Annotated in this window: 14 protein-coding genes and 1 pseudogene; 3 read left to right on the forward strand and 12 right to left on the reverse strand. The window is 64.0% G+C overall.

Annotation, left to right across the window (positions count from 1 at the left end; all coding sequences use genetic code 11):
* Nucleotides 1-37: 37 nt before the first annotated feature.
* The 12 genes from QZY44_RS29105 to QZY44_RS29160 all read right to left on the reverse strand — a co-directional run bounded on the left by QZY44_RS29105 (nucleotide 38) and on the right by QZY44_RS29160 (nucleotide 11,533).
* Nucleotides 38-1,450, reverse strand: a complete 1,413-nt coding sequence (locus QZY44_RS29105; RefSeq protein WP_295456137.1) for a sorbosone dehydrogenase family protein — start codon at nucleotides 1,448-1,450, stop codon at nucleotides 38-40.
* Nucleotides 1,447-1,599 carry a DUF3309 family protein gene (locus QZY44_RS29110; protein ID WP_365305509.1) on the reverse strand — a complete coding sequence of 51 codons (153 nt, stop codon included), beginning with the start codon at nucleotides 1,597-1,599 and terminating at the stop codon, nucleotides 1,447-1,449. The genes QZY44_RS29105 and QZY44_RS29110 overlap by 4 nt, the downstream gene beginning before the upstream one ends.
* A gap of 90 nt (nucleotides 1,600-1,689) precedes the next feature.
* Nucleotides 1,690-2,082, reverse strand: coding sequence for a cupin domain-containing protein (locus tag QZY44_RS29115; RefSeq protein ID WP_295456139.1), 393 nt, complete (start codon nucleotides 2,080-2,082; stop codon nucleotides 1,690-1,692).
* Nucleotides 2,083-2,105: 23 nt separating this feature from the next.
* On the reverse strand, nucleotides 2,106-2,930 hold the full coding sequence (locus tag QZY44_RS29120) for an alpha/beta hydrolase (RefSeq protein WP_295456140.1): 825 nt from the start codon (nucleotides 2,928-2,930) through the stop codon (nucleotides 2,106-2,108).
* A gap of 175 nt (nucleotides 2,931-3,105) precedes the next feature.
* Complete coding sequence (gene cydB / locus QZY44_RS29125; RefSeq protein ID WP_295456141.1) at nucleotides 3,106-4,104, reverse strand: cytochrome d ubiquinol oxidase subunit II; 999 nt, start codon at nucleotides 4,102-4,104, stop codon at nucleotides 3,106-3,108.
* Nucleotides 4,105-4,109: 5 nt separating this feature from the next.
* A complete protein-coding gene (locus QZY44_RS29130; RefSeq protein WP_295456142.1) occupies nucleotides 4,110-5,513 on the reverse strand; it encodes a cytochrome ubiquinol oxidase subunit I in 1,404 nt (467 codons plus the stop codon).
* Nucleotides 5,514-5,652: 139 nt separating this feature from the next.
* Complete coding sequence (locus QZY44_RS29135) at nucleotides 5,653-6,582, reverse strand: FAD-dependent oxidoreductase (RefSeq protein ID WP_295456143.1); 930 nt, start codon at nucleotides 6,580-6,582, stop codon at nucleotides 5,653-5,655.
* 43 nt (nucleotides 6,583-6,625) lie between these two features.
* Entirely contained in the window at nucleotides 6,626-7,120 is a 495-nt protein-coding gene (locus QZY44_RS29140; protein WP_295456144.1) for an FAD-dependent oxidoreductase, read from the reverse strand.
* A gap of 74 nt (nucleotides 7,121-7,194) precedes the next feature.
* Nucleotides 7,195-8,499, reverse strand: coding sequence for a glucoamylase family protein (locus tag QZY44_RS29145; protein ID WP_295456145.1), 1,305 nt, complete (start codon nucleotides 8,497-8,499; stop codon nucleotides 7,195-7,197).
* Nucleotides 8,500-8,581: 82 nt separating this feature from the next.
* Nucleotides 8,582-9,040 (reverse strand): hypothetical protein, encoded by a 459-nt coding sequence (locus tag QZY44_RS29150; RefSeq protein WP_295456146.1) that lies wholly within the window; start codon nucleotides 9,038-9,040, stop codon nucleotides 8,582-8,584.
* Nucleotides 9,041-9,748: 708 nt separating this feature from the next.
* Nucleotides 9,749-10,159 (reverse strand): BON domain-containing protein, encoded by a 411-nt coding sequence (locus tag QZY44_RS29155; protein ID WP_295456147.1) that lies wholly within the window; start codon nucleotides 10,157-10,159, stop codon nucleotides 9,749-9,751.
* 339 nt (nucleotides 10,160-10,498) lie between these two features.
* Nucleotides 10,499-11,533 (reverse strand): hypothetical protein, encoded by a 1,035-nt coding sequence (locus QZY44_RS29160; protein WP_295456148.1) that lies wholly within the window; start codon nucleotides 11,531-11,533, stop codon nucleotides 10,499-10,501.
* Nucleotides 11,534-11,721: 188 nt separating this feature from the next.
* On the opposite strand from QZY44_RS29160, the gene QZY44_RS29165 reads away from it, so the two are divergent.
* From QZY44_RS29165 to QZY44_RS36005, 3 genes and pseudogenes are all read left to right on the forward strand, one after another.
* Nucleotides 11,722-12,297: a YceI family protein gene (locus QZY44_RS29165; RefSeq protein ID WP_295456149.1), complete on the forward strand. Its 576-nt coding sequence runs from the start codon at nucleotides 11,722-11,724 to the stop codon at nucleotides 12,295-12,297.
* 24 nt (nucleotides 12,298-12,321) lie between these two features.
* Nucleotides 12,322-12,840, forward strand: a complete 519-nt coding sequence (locus tag QZY44_RS29170; protein WP_295456150.1) for a hypothetical protein — start codon at nucleotides 12,322-12,324, stop codon at nucleotides 12,838-12,840.
* 103 nt (nucleotides 12,841-12,943) lie between these two features.
* Nucleotides 12,944-13,027: pseudogene (locus QZY44_RS36005) on the forward strand (CsbD family protein); the annotation flags it as partial.
* Nucleotides 13,028-13,194: the final 167 nt, after the last annotated feature.

The following is a 13,194-nucleotide window of genomic DNA, read 5'->3' on the forward strand; positions in this document are numbered from 1 at the left end:
AGCACCGACCGACGCGACCAGTGTCCCATCAAGGCGGCTATGCAAGCCGATGTCGACGACGGGTCATTGACCTGGATGGGCGTATGGCAGGGCTCGATTTGGGCCACCGGAATTTTCTGGGGTTTGGGCTTACACCCCCATCGTCGGCCACGAGTAGCGCCCCCTGAGGGTCAAGCACCACACCGACCGGCCGGCCGAACGCGTTGCCGTCAGCACTGAGGAAACCGGTGAGCACATCGATGGGCACGCCGGACGGCTTGCCGCGATCAAAGGGCACAAAGATAACCTTATAACCACTGTGCGGTCGACGATTCCAGGAGCCATGCTGGCCGATGAACATGCCGCTGGTGAAGGGTGCAGGCAACGCGGTGCCGGCGGATGAGGCTAAGCCGAGCGAGGCCGTATGCGGCCCCAAGGCATAGTCCGGTACCCGTGCGCGGGCCACCAACTCGGGCTGTTGCGGCGTCACCCGCGTATCGACATGCTGACCATAGTAGCTGTAAGGCCAGCCATAGAAGGCGCCGTCACGCACCGCGGTCAGGTAGTCGGGAACAAGGTCACTGCCGATCTCGTCGCGTTCGTTCACGACGGTCCACAGGGCGCCGCTGTGGTGCTCCCAGGCCAGCCCGTTGGGATTGCGCAGGCCGGACGCAAAGATGCGGTGCGCACCGGTCTTGATGTCCACCTCCCAGATGCCCGCCCGGCCCGCCTCCGCGGCCATGCCATTTTCGGCCACATTGCTGTTCGAGCCCACGGTCACGTAGAGCTTGGCGCCGTCCGGGCTCGCGATCAGGTTCTTGGTCCAGTGGCGATTGATCGCACCGGCCGGCAGCGCGACCAATTGGGTCCCCGGTGCTGTGATATGCGTGTCACCGTTGACGTAAGAAAATCCCAACACCGCATCCGTGTTGGCCACGTACAAGGTGCGCTCCACCTGTGCCATGCCAAACGGCGAATTCAGCCCTTGCAGAAACGCCGAGCGCTGATCAGCAACCCCATCGCCATCCGTGTCGCGCAGCAGCGTGATGCGGTTGGCACTGGGCACGCCGGCCCCCGCCCGCTTCATCACCAGGCCCATGACCCAACCCTTGACGCCCTTGCCGTCTTGCGGCCGCGGCGGGGCATTGCTCTCAGCGATCAGCACATCACCATTGGGCAGTACATAGAGCCAGGGCGGATGATCCAGACCCTTGGCGAAGGCGGCGACCCGCGTACCGGGCGCCGCCAGCGGCATCGTAGCGAGCGGCCAGCCCTTGGCGGGTGCGATGTTGACGGTCGGAATCAACGTTGTTTGTGGTGGCGGCAGCGTCGGCGTTGCCCCGGTGCCGGCCGAGACGGCCAGCGTGGCCGTGTCACCGCAGCTGGCGAGTGCCAACGCGGCCATGCCAAGCAACGGCACGCCGGTACGTGCTCGCCGCACTCGGACCAGTGCGCGCGGACAATCGCTCATATCCGTCCGAGCAACAGCAGAAGGAGTAGCACGAGCACCACCAGACCTACCCCACCACTGGGGTAATAGCCCCAGCTCTTGCTATCCGGCCAGGTCGGAAGTGCGCCGACCAGGATCAGGATAAGCACGACCAACAGGATGGTTCCGATACTCATGGTATTCTCCCAATAAATTGTTGGTCGATTGCGCTTGCCGGCATTGCCGCCAGGAGTGGCGCAACTGTACGGTGATCGTGTGAGTTATTCCGTCGTCTTACCGTCGAAGTGTTCCTTGTCGGTCTGCGCATCGGCGCGGGTCTGGTGGACCACGCCGTCGCGGTGATTGGGCGGTGAGTAGAGCGTATAGAGCTTTAGTGGCTCGCTCCCGCTGTTGATGATGTTGTGCTTGGTTCCGGCCGGAACGAGCACGGCGAAGCCCGCGCGGATCGCCGTGTGAACGCCATCGAGAACGGCCTCGCCGGTGCCTTGCTCCACCCGAAAGAATTGATCGAGCTGGTGGACTTCCATCCCGATGTCCTCCTTGGGTTTGAGTGCCATCACCACGAGTTGACAGTGCTTAGCCGTGTAGACTACCCGGCGAAAGTTGTCATTCTCAACGGCCACGCCTTCGATGTCTTGCAGATATCCCTTCATTGTCGATGCTCCAGTGGACGGTTTCAGGTCTTGAGGAATTCCAGGAGATCCGCATTCAGCTGATCTTGGTGGGTGTATGCCAGGCCATGGGGTGCCCTCGGGTAGATTTTCAGGGTCGCGTGCGGGACCAGCTTCGCTGAGCGCAGCGCCGCGGCGCCGATTGGCACGATCTGGTCGTCGTCGCCGTGAAGGATCAGCGTGGGCACGTCGAACTGCTTGAGGTCTTGCGTGAAGTCCGTCTCGGAGAAGGCCTTGATGCACTCGAAGGTATTGCGGTGACCGGCCTGCATACCCTGGAGCCAGAACGCGTCAATCATGCCCTGCGACACCTTGGAGCCCGGCCGGTTGGCACCGAAGAACGGTCCGGCCGCGAGATCCTTGTAGAGCTGCGAGCGGTCGCGCAGCGCGCCGTGACGAATCGCGTCGAACGTCTCGAGCGGCAAGCCGCCTGGGTTGTCGGCCGTTTTCAGCATCAGCGGCGGGACGGCGGAGATGAGGGCGGCTTTGGCCACGCGGCGCGTCCCGTGGCGGCCGATATAGCGGGCAACTTCCCCGCCCCCCGCTGAGAAGCCGACCAAGACGGCGCCCGTCAGGTCGAGCGTTTCGATCAGTTCCGCGAGGTCATCGGCATAGGTGTCCATGTCGTTGCCGCTCCAGGGCTGATTCGAGCGGCCGTGGCCGCGGCGGTCATGGGCAACGCAGCGATAGCCGGCGCTGGCCAGGAATAGCATCTGCGCCTCCCAGCTATCCGCATTCAGCGGCCAACCGTGGCTGAAGACCACCGGCGGTCCGCTGCCCCACTCTTTGTAATACAGCACCGTCCCGTCTTGGGTCGTCAGCTTGCTCATGGTTGGCTCGCTTACTTAGCAGTAGTACAGGCACTTTGCAGACCTGATCCGCGATGCGCTAGGCAGTGGCCAGGTCGTGCTGCTGGTGGAGACTCGAACCGAGCAAGAAACGGCGATCACTCAGGAAGTCGTTCAGGATTCGCTCGGGGAAACCACGCAGATCAGCGCTGGTTAATCAGTTGCCATTGCCCTGGCGTGCCTTGCCGCGGAACACCCAGTAGACGACGATGGTATAGATCAGCATCACGGGTAGGGCGACGATCCCGGCCCCGTAGAAGAGGAAGCTCAGTGACGGCTCCGGGGCCGCGGCACTGGCGACGGTGATGCTATAGGGGACCATGTAGGGCCAGAACATGACCCCGAGTGTCACGTAGGCGGCCAGGAAGAAGAGCACGGTCAGCGCAAACGGCAACCCGTCGCGCCGCCGCTGCGCACCGTACAGGGTGCCGGCCAGGGCGAGCAGACCAAGTACCGGGAAGGCGAGCCCCCCGGGCCTGTGCTGAAGATTGCCGCGTGGAACCTCGCCGCTGTTGACGGTGAGGGTGAAGGCCAGGACCAGTACCGCCAGCACGGCGCCGACCAGCCAGGGGATGCGCCGATAGGCCCAATCGCGCAGTTCGCCCTCGGCCTTGAGGACCACCCAGCCGGCCCCGAGCAGGGCATAGCCCAGCACCAACCCCAGCCCGGTCAGGAGCGGGAAAGGGGCCAGCCAGTCAAAGGGCCCGCCGGTGAACTGGCCATCGGCGACCGGGATGCCCCGCATCATGGCCCCGAGCGCGGCGCCCTGCACGAAGGCGACCACCGTGGAGCCGAGACAAAAGCCCCAGTCCCACAGGGGGCGCGTGCGGTTTGCCCGCTCACGGAACTCGAAGGCCACACCGCGAAAGATCAGGCCCAGCAGGAGCAGCAGGACCGGGAAGTAGAACGCCCCGAGGAAGACCGTGTAGACACTCGGGAAGGCGGCATAGAGCCCGGCGCCGACCACGATCAGCCAGGTCTCGTTGCCGTCCCAGTACGGGGCAATGACGTGCATCATGGCCGTGCGGTGCGCCGCCTCCCGCGTGGTCCCAAAGAGCACGCCGACCCCGAGATCGAAGCCGTCCAGGACCACATAGAGCAGGATGGCGCCGGCGATGACGCCGGCCCAGAAGAGTGCCAGGGGTGTTGCTTCCATGGCCGTCATCCCGGCGCATCCGATCGGCGGATCGCTTCGATCTCGGGGGCCAAGGCCAGGGGCCGGCCGGCCTTGGTACCGGGGGGGCCACCGTCCTCACCCGTTGGTCCGACACGCAATACCTGGTAGATATAGCGCACGCCAAAGGCGCCGAGCACGCTGTAAACGGCCAGATAGATGAGCAGCGAGGACAGGACCATACCGCCAGTGAGCGCGGGCGTCACCGCGTCCGCCGTGCGCAGCAGGTGATACACGACCCAGGGCTGACGCCCCACCTCGGCCGTGAACCAGCCGGCGAGCACCGCGAGGAAACCGCTCGGAAAGGCCAGCAGGGCGCACCACAGGAACCACCGCGTCGTCTCCAGTCGGCCGCGCCAGCGCAACCAATTCCCCCACCAGGCCACGGCCAGTATCACGAGCCCCATCCCGACCATGAGACGGAAGGTGAAAAAGGGGATGGCGACCGGTGGCCGGTCCGCGGCTGCGATGCTGGTCAGGCCGATCTCGCGTGAGTCCCAGGTCCCGGTCCCGATGTAGCTGCCCAGCCGCGGGATCGCGAGCGCGTAACGATTGCGCTCACGCGCCTCGTCCGGGATGGCGAACAGCACCTCACTGGCCGGCTGCTGCGTCTGCCAACGCGCCTCGATGGCCGCGAATTTCTCCGGCTGGTGCGCATGCACGGCGAGCCCCGTGAGGTGCCCGACATAAAGCTGGAGCGGGATCAGCACCGCGACCAGCCCGAGCCCCCAGTGCAGCATCAGCCGCCCCTCGGCGCGATGCACGCCGCGCAGCAGGTACCAGGCCCCGGTCGCGATCACGCTCATCCCGGTGGTCAGAAAGGCCCCCAACACCATGTGCGGCCAGCGCACCCGCATCATGGGCCCGGTGGTGATGGTCCACCAGTCGGCCGGGATGATCTTGCCCGCGACCATGGAGTAGCCCAGTGGCACCTGCATCCAGGTGTTGTTGGCGAGGATCCAGAAGGACGAGAACAGGGTCCCGACGGCGACCATGCTGCAGGCGAAGAAATAGAAACGCGGCGAGACGCGCTCCCGCCCCAGCAGCATGACGCCGAAAAAGCTGGCTTCCAACAGGAAGGCGGTGAAGGCCTCGTAGCCCAGCAGTGGCCCCTGGATCGCGCCCATCCGGGTGGAAAGTACCCCCCAGTTGGTACCGAACTGGAAGGCCATGACGATGCCGGTCACCACTCCCATGCCAAAGGAGAGGGAAAAGACCTTCAGCCAGAAATCGAAGACCCGTCGGTAGCGCGGGTCCCCGGTGGCCAAGTGCGCCCCTTCGATGGTTGCAAGCCACGCCGCCAGACCGATGGTGAAGGCTGGGAAGACGATGTGGTAGCTGACGAGAAAGGCGAATTGCACGCGTGAGAGCAGGACCGGATCAAAAACCATGTGGTACCCCTGAGCGCTTCGTCGCGGTGGCATGTGGGAGCATAGGCGCGGCCCACGGTATCCTCAAGACCCAACATCGGGCCGGGCGAGTACCGGCGGCGGCCAGCGGTTCGGACCCGGAATTGAGTGACAGCGATGCTCATCGGGTTGCCTTGTTTTTCACCAGCGCCAGCGGGGCCAGCGACCGCGCGCAGGCCTGCGCGGCCTGGCGGACCGCCTCGCCCTGCGTGGGGTAGGCGTGGATCACCTCGGCCAGGCGGCGCAGGCCCAGCCCTGCCACCATTGCCAGCGAGATGTTATTGATCAGCTCGCAGGCAGTGCGCCCGACGATGGTGGCACCCAGGATGTGGTCCGTGCCCTCCCGGACGTGGATCTTCACGAAGCCCTCCTCTTCGCCATCGACGATCGCCCGAATCACCTCATGCATCGGCACCGTATAGGTTTTCACTGCAATGTGTTGCGCGCGCGCCTGTCGCACATAGAGGCCCACGTGAGCCACCTGTGGGTCGGTGTAGGTACACCAGGGTACGGTCAGCGCGCTCAAGCGCAGGCGACCACCTAACAGCGCATTGCTGACCACGATGCGGGCGGAGGCCTCGGCCGTGTTGACGAACGGGTGCTCCAGGCAGACGTCGCCGGCGGCGAAGATTCGCGGGTTGCTGGTGCGCAGAAAGTCGTCGACCTGGATGCCTGCGGCTTCGTCGTAGGCCACACCGGCGTGTTCCAGGTCCAGCCCCTGCACGGCCGGCATGCGTCCGATGCCGGTCAGGATCGCGTCGACCACCGTCGTCGACGCGTTGCCGTCGGTGACCATCGTGATGCGCTTGCGACCACCGTCCAGGCGAACGGCGACGACCGTACAGTTCAAGTGGATCTCCACACCATCACGCGCCAGGGCGTCGGACACCATCTGCGCCGCGTCACGCTCTTCCTTGGGCAGGAACAGCGGTTCGCTATGACAGATGAGGGTTCGGCTGCCGAGACGCGCAAAGGCCTGGGCCAGTTCACAGCCGAGCGGCCCCCCGCCAATGACCAGCAGGCTGGGCGGCAGCGCCTCCAATTCGAACACGGTCTCGCTGGTCAGGAAGCCGGCGGCGGCCAGGCCCTCGATGTCAGGCAGCAGGGGGGTGCGAGCCGGTCGCGATCAGTGCCTTCTTGAACCGCAGTCGAGTGCCGTTGACCTCGACGGCGTCGGCGCTGACGAAGCGGGCGTGACCGACATGCAGATCGATGCCTGCGGCGCGCAGACGCGACGCTGAGTCCAGGCGCTGGATGCGGTCGCGCACCCGCCGCAGACGGACCATTATCGCCGGGAAGTCGACGGTGACATCGGCGGGAGCCCCGATGCCGAAGTTCGGCCCGTTGCGCATTTCAGCGATGAGCTGTGCGCTACGGATGATGGTCTTGGACGGAATGCAGCCTTGGTGGAGGCAGTTACCGCCAAGTTGGCGCGACTCGATCAGCGCCACCCGGGCGCCCGCCGCGGCCGCACTGCGTGCCGCCACCAAACCGGCCGGGCCAGCACCGATGACGAGCAAGTCGTACGGGTCGCGGCTACGTGGGCCCTCCCCAGCCTCCGGGTGCTGGGTCGGCGGGGTCCGATGCACGCGTTGGCCCGGCGCTGCGGTGGCGCGACGAGGCTTCGTTGTGACAATGGAAGGCGTCTGCGTCGTGGTCGTCATCATTGCTTGCCTTCGGTCAGGCGGTCTGCCAGCCATCCGCCGCGGAAGCTGGCGCGGTGCAAGCCCGCGCGGAGCGGGACCGAGCCTCGCAGCAGCCGCCACAGCAGGCCGGAGCGGAAGTTCTCGACCATCAGCACGATCATGCCCTGGTCGAGTCCGAAGTGGCCTTCGGAGATCCAGCCCCGGGCGCCGCGTGCGTCCGAGGGTGTGTTCGACCGTACGGTGTCGTTAAAGCCGCTGGTGCGTACAACGCGGCCGTTCGGCACGGCTCCACGTGTGAACATCCGCCGCACGGCCGGCAACACGATCTCGGGTGCGAAGACCAGCGACGCCAGCACCGCCGGGCCGCAGAGCGTGCCATCATCTGGGCCGTAGGGCACGCCGCGTGCGGCGTAGCCGTAAAATGGCTGGCGGCGCCCGGCGACCCGTTGCCGCGGGGTGCTGGGGCCCTCGCCGGCCGACAAGCCCCAGCAGTCCTCTGCGTACCCGACGAAACCCCGCGGGTTGCGAATGGCGTACTCGCGCTGCACGTAGGTGGCGCGGCGGCTGTTCTCGAAGTAGTCGCAGTGCTTCTCACGCATGAAGCGGTCGCGGATGCCGCGAAAGTCGATCCACGCGTGCGAGAACTGGTGGATGAACAAGGGCCCGGCGAAGAGAAAGTCGATGCCATACAGGTTCTCCCACTGGTAAGTGTCGGTCCAGGCGCAGAAGCTGGCCGCGGTCAGCGGATGGGTCGGCGAACCCAGGCCGAGCGCGTAGAGCAGAATGGCCTCGCTGTAGCCCTCCCAGCCGTAGTTGAGGAAGCCGCTCTCAGGTTTCCAGCCATGTACGACGGCGGCGTCCTGGCGCTGGGCCCAGCGCCAGTCCACGCGGCGGTAGAGCGTGTCGGCAAGCGCCCGTAACTCGATCTCATCAGGGGTGTCTGCGGTGAAATAGGCGGCCGCGGTCAGCATGCCGGCTAACAGCAGCGCCGTGTCGATCAGCGAGACCTCGCAACGCCACGCCCGCGTGCCGCTGTCCATGTGCAGGAAGTGGAAGTAGAAGCCATGGCACCCGGTCGAGTCCGGTCGGCCGCTCTGGTCGCTCAGCTCAAAGAAGCGCAGCGTGGCCAGGCAGCGCCGCAGGGCGTCGGCGCGCGCGATCCAGCCGCGCTCGATGCCCACCGGGCAGGCCGAGAGTGCGAAGCCGACGACCGCGATGCTCGCATGCGAACCCGGTCGCGAGGTGTCGGCCACGAGGCCGTTTTCCTGATTGGTGTGTTGGACGAAGTAGTCGAAGGCGGCGCGCTGCAGGGCGTCGAGCATCGCTTCATCGGCCGCTGAAAGGGGCTCGGCCGCCGCCGCGGCCGGCAGGGCAGCCGCCTGCCTCACGGTGGCGCCTGCGATGTCATTGCCGGTGTCGGCGCGGACTGGGGGCTGTCGGCTGAGATGCCTGGCCGTACCGCACCTGACGGGCGACGCTGCGTTGGCCGGCAAACTCACCGACTAACTGGTGGGCGGTGCGGACGATGTCGGAGACGAACGCCTGGTCAGCGGCCCGAACCTCAATGGCCATCACGCCCCGGGCGCGCTGCAAGTCATCCAGCAGGTGGGCGACCTCTTGCTTGCGCTTGGCGTGGCGCCTGCTTACGTCGACTCGGATATCGGCAACGTCGCCGCTCAGTCGGGCGAGGAAGGCCATGCGATCGACTCGCATGGTTTCCACGCTGACCTTCAAATCACGCATGAAGGCGTGTGCCGCGTCGGCGACTTCCTGGCGGTTATCGTTGATTAGGGTATGGCGGGCGATGCGCTCGCGGGCGATCTCATCGCGTAGCCGCTCCATGTCCTCAGCAAGACTTCCCATGGTTTGCTCCTCGAATCAGGTTGCCGAATCCGGCGTCGGGTCGCGCGGTTTCCCGCACAGCGAAATCCAAGGATACCTTGACCCACAGACCTTGGACCGAATGAGCAGTCTGGGCGTGCCGCAGCCGGCGGTCCGTGCGATGGCAAACAGACGCGACACCGGGGCACGAATGACACTTCGGGCTCCTCGCTGCGTGCGGTGTGCCGTTGGCAAAGCAGGTCGACCCGAATCGCACACGGTCCGCCCATTTTTTTCGAGTTGAAGGTTACCTTAGCCGATCGAGATGGCCGCCCTGCTGCTGGCGCTGGAAGCGTCCCGCTACAAGCGATCCGCCGGTACGCAACCAATCACCACCTATTTTGGCACTCTGAGCCGGCCGCCGGTCTTGGGGGCAAAAGGTATCGCTGATCGCCATCAAGGGGACTTCGCCGATGGCGCACTGCGACCTCTGCATCCATGCCCTGCTCGCAGACCCCGGAGGGAGCGCGTATCAGGCCATCCGATACAGTCGCCGCTCCGCCAGGCTTCGCCCGGCGCAGCGCAATTCTAATCAAGGCCGACTAGCCTGGTATCTCCGATCCGTCAGAATGCAGGAAAACAGAGCGCAAGATGTCGGTGGGGCACCCTTTGGATCACTTGACAGCAGGAGATAGGCCCTCACTGGTACTGCGATCAAACACCAGATAGAACGGGCAGAAACGCAGCAAGTTACTTGCTGCCCTTGACCACCAGCGCACTGGTGACGGATTTCACAGACTTCACGCCGCCGGCAATCTCCTTGCATCGCGCAATGCTTTGTTGCGAGTCAACCTCGCCGCTAAGGACGACGGCCCTGTCGGTGGTAATCACATGGACCTGGAAGACCTTAAGCAGCGGGTCAGCCAGGATCTCTGTCTTGATCTTGGTGGTGATCGCCGCATCGCTCAGGTAGTCTCCAACCTGCTCCGCCTTCTCGCCCACCGCTTCCCTGGTCGCGTCCATCGCCACTCCGGCCTTTTCAGTGGCTTGATCGATTGCTTGGCCCGCGTTCTGCGCGACTCCAGCTGGGGCCATATCGACCATTGTGAGAAGGAACACCGGCAAGATGACGAACGCACCGCCCTTATGTGAACGTTTCATCTTCAATCTCCCATCGTGTTGAGTGCTAGACGACGGCGCCACATCATCCGCGCTGCGAACGGGGGCGGATGATGCGACAGCGGTTAGACGTTAAGCCCGAGCCGCGCGCGAGACCAGCGTAGTCCCATAGTAGTCGTGGATAGCTCATAATCATCTCCGTTAACAACAGTGTGGCGAAAAGGAGCGGGCGTGACGGACCGAGTGACCGGCGCCGTCCACTTGCGCTGCCTCCTGCAGTAAAGCCGTGCGACTGTACGGCTGGACAGGCGCCGCTGATGCGGCGCTGGCAAATTTTCTAAGGCATTGCCGTGACGTCGCTGGCGCGGCCCGAGCGTTGCGTTAGCCGCGTTCGGGCGGGGTATTGGAGATCAGCAGGGTCTCGGCAGTCCGGCTTGCTACATCGCGTCGCCGACCACCAAACATGGCCGCATTGCCTGCGACCACCGCGCCAAACAGCAGCGACAAGAACAACCAGATGGCGGCGGTAGCCGATGCGGTGCGGGCCTGCTCGGCCAATGCGCGATCCGTCACCGCAGACTCTTTGCGCGTAGACTGCAAACGCGCGAAGGTATCGGCCACGCGTGTCTGGGCCTCGGACTGACTCAGACCCGTCTGGGCCGCCACCAACTGACCACCATAGCGGACATCATCCACCGGCAACGCACCCAGGCGTAGTCCATTGGTAAAGATACGAGTGGCTTTAGAGAACACGGCAGCGCTGGGGCCGTCGCTGTTCGCTGCCATGGGACCCGTGCGGAACAGTGAGTCGACGAAGTAGCTCGTATCGTCGTTCAAACCGTCGGAATGACCGACGGCAGCGGCCTTTGCTGCGTCCACCAAGGCACCGCTCGTTACCGGTGCAGTGATACTGGCTTGAATGCCGTCACTGACGACTGATGCGATGACGGACGTCAAGAATATGGCGGTGATCAGCGCGGCAACCGCCCATGCCAGGAAGCCATGTGTGATATCACGAAAGCGGACCTCGTCCGGGGGCGTCCCAAAGCGGCGTGTTCTTACCCGACCCGCAAGATATCCGCCCATCGCAGACGCGGCAATCTGGCTGAACACCAACCAGCCGACCGTGGATATACCGAAGGTGGTCGCGCTGATGCCTTTATTCACGAATGGCGAGACTGAGGAGAGGCCAAGACCGGCCCCCAGTATCATCAGAATCATCCACAATGAGGCGGCAGCGACAGCGCCGCCAACGATCGCGCCCCAGCTTAACGCGCTGCGACTGATCCGATCTTGATTCTGCGTGCGGTCGACGATCAGCGGGTCGACGATCAGCGTTTCGTTCCCGAATGGGGCGATAGGTACAACTTGGGCGGTGAGCATGTTGGCTAGTCGGTTGGTGGAGTCGGTGCCCATCGTGTACCGACCGGTGCCGGGCATCTGTACGGCAGCCCACGTAGGGCCGACACCGGCCGGGCGAATGAATGCACAATGGGGCGCTGGAGTCGGTGTGCGGTACCGCACCGAGTCTGTTCGCTCCGCTATGTTGGGATAGCGCACGTTACCAAACCCAAAAACCACTCCAAGCCACTGAAGAGCCCATCATGAACAAACTCACCAAACTGTCCGCTGCCATCGTCTTCGCCGCCACCACCGGCGCCGCGCTGGCGGCGCCGGAAAGCTACAACGTCGACCCCACCCATACCTTCTCGCGTTTCTCGTACAACCACTTAGGCCTGTCGACCCAGCTCAGCCGCTTCGACAAGACCACTGGCACGGTGGTGCTCGACCAAGCGGCGAAGACCGGGTCAGTTGACATCGTCATCGACACCACCTCGGTCGACACTGGCTACCCGACCTTCAACGAACACATCCAGGACGCGGATTTCCTCGACACTGCCAAGTATCCGACCGCGACCTTCAAGTCAACCAAGGTGGACTTCAAGGGTGACCAGCCGGTAGCCATCGAAGGCAATCTGACGATCAAGGGTGTCACCAAGCCGGTCACCCTAAAGGTGAGCCATTTTGTTGCCACGCAGCACCCGATGCTGAAGAAAGACGCCATCGGGGCGGACGCTAGCGTCGTCGTCAAGCGCAGCGAGTTCAATGCCGGTAAATACGCGCCGAATGTCGGTGATGACGTGACGATCACCGTTTCGCTCGAAGCGATCAAGGGTTAGCCCGTCTTTACGGGTGTTGGCGCAATGAAGCTCTGGCGTAAGATATTCCCGATCGGGCACTTTATCATCAGCCTGCTCTTTGTCATTTGTACCTTCGTCATCATCTTGCTGGCAGTGCTGCAACTCTGGCAAAGTCTGCAATTCGATGTCCCCCTGTCACTCACTCTACGACTCAATGGCGTCCTGGAAAGCATTGCCCTGTTGACAGTCGCCGTGGCGGCCTTGGAGCTGGGGCAAACCCTCCTCGAAGAAGAGGTTCAACGCGAGGCGCATATGAGCGCCCCGACGCGCGTGCGGCGGTTCCTATCCCGCTTTATGGTCGTGTTGGTGGTGTCGCTCTCGATTGAGACGCTGGTCCTGGTGTTTCGCGTGAGCCATGATGCATCGCAACTGTTGCCCTATGTGTCCACGGTAGGACTGGTCGCCGGATTCCTGCTTGCCGCCTGGGGCGTTTTCATTCGCTTCAATTGCAGTGCGGAGGAGTTGGAGCAGGAGGCGATGGCACAGGCGAAGAAGGAAGACAAGAAGCTTGGATCAGAATAACCATGAGTCTGCATAGGGTATCGCCGTAGCGAGGGAAACGCGCATTCAATGCTCGGGTCATGACCATCGTGGTCACGGCTCAATACGCTAATAGGGAATTCCCATGAACAAAGCACAAGTCAAAGGCCGCGTCGAGGAAGTGAAGGGCAAGATCAAGGAAGTCGCCGGCCATGTGGTCGGCAATAAAGCCTCGCCGCTAATCGAAAAGCGCCCACTTGCGCTAAGAAAAGCGGACCCACCCAGTGCGCACTGGATGACTGAATCGTTTGGGTCGTTGGTGAAAAGCCAGCCGTCGTCACGGTCCGGTTCCCCCCAGGAACCGGGCCGTGGCGAGGGGCCTAGCCGCGGGCGCGG

It is taken from the genome of uncultured Thiodictyon sp. (assembly GCA_903837595.1).
Lineage (GTDB): Bacteria > Pseudomonadota > Gammaproteobacteria > Chromatiales > Chromatiaceae > Thiodictyon.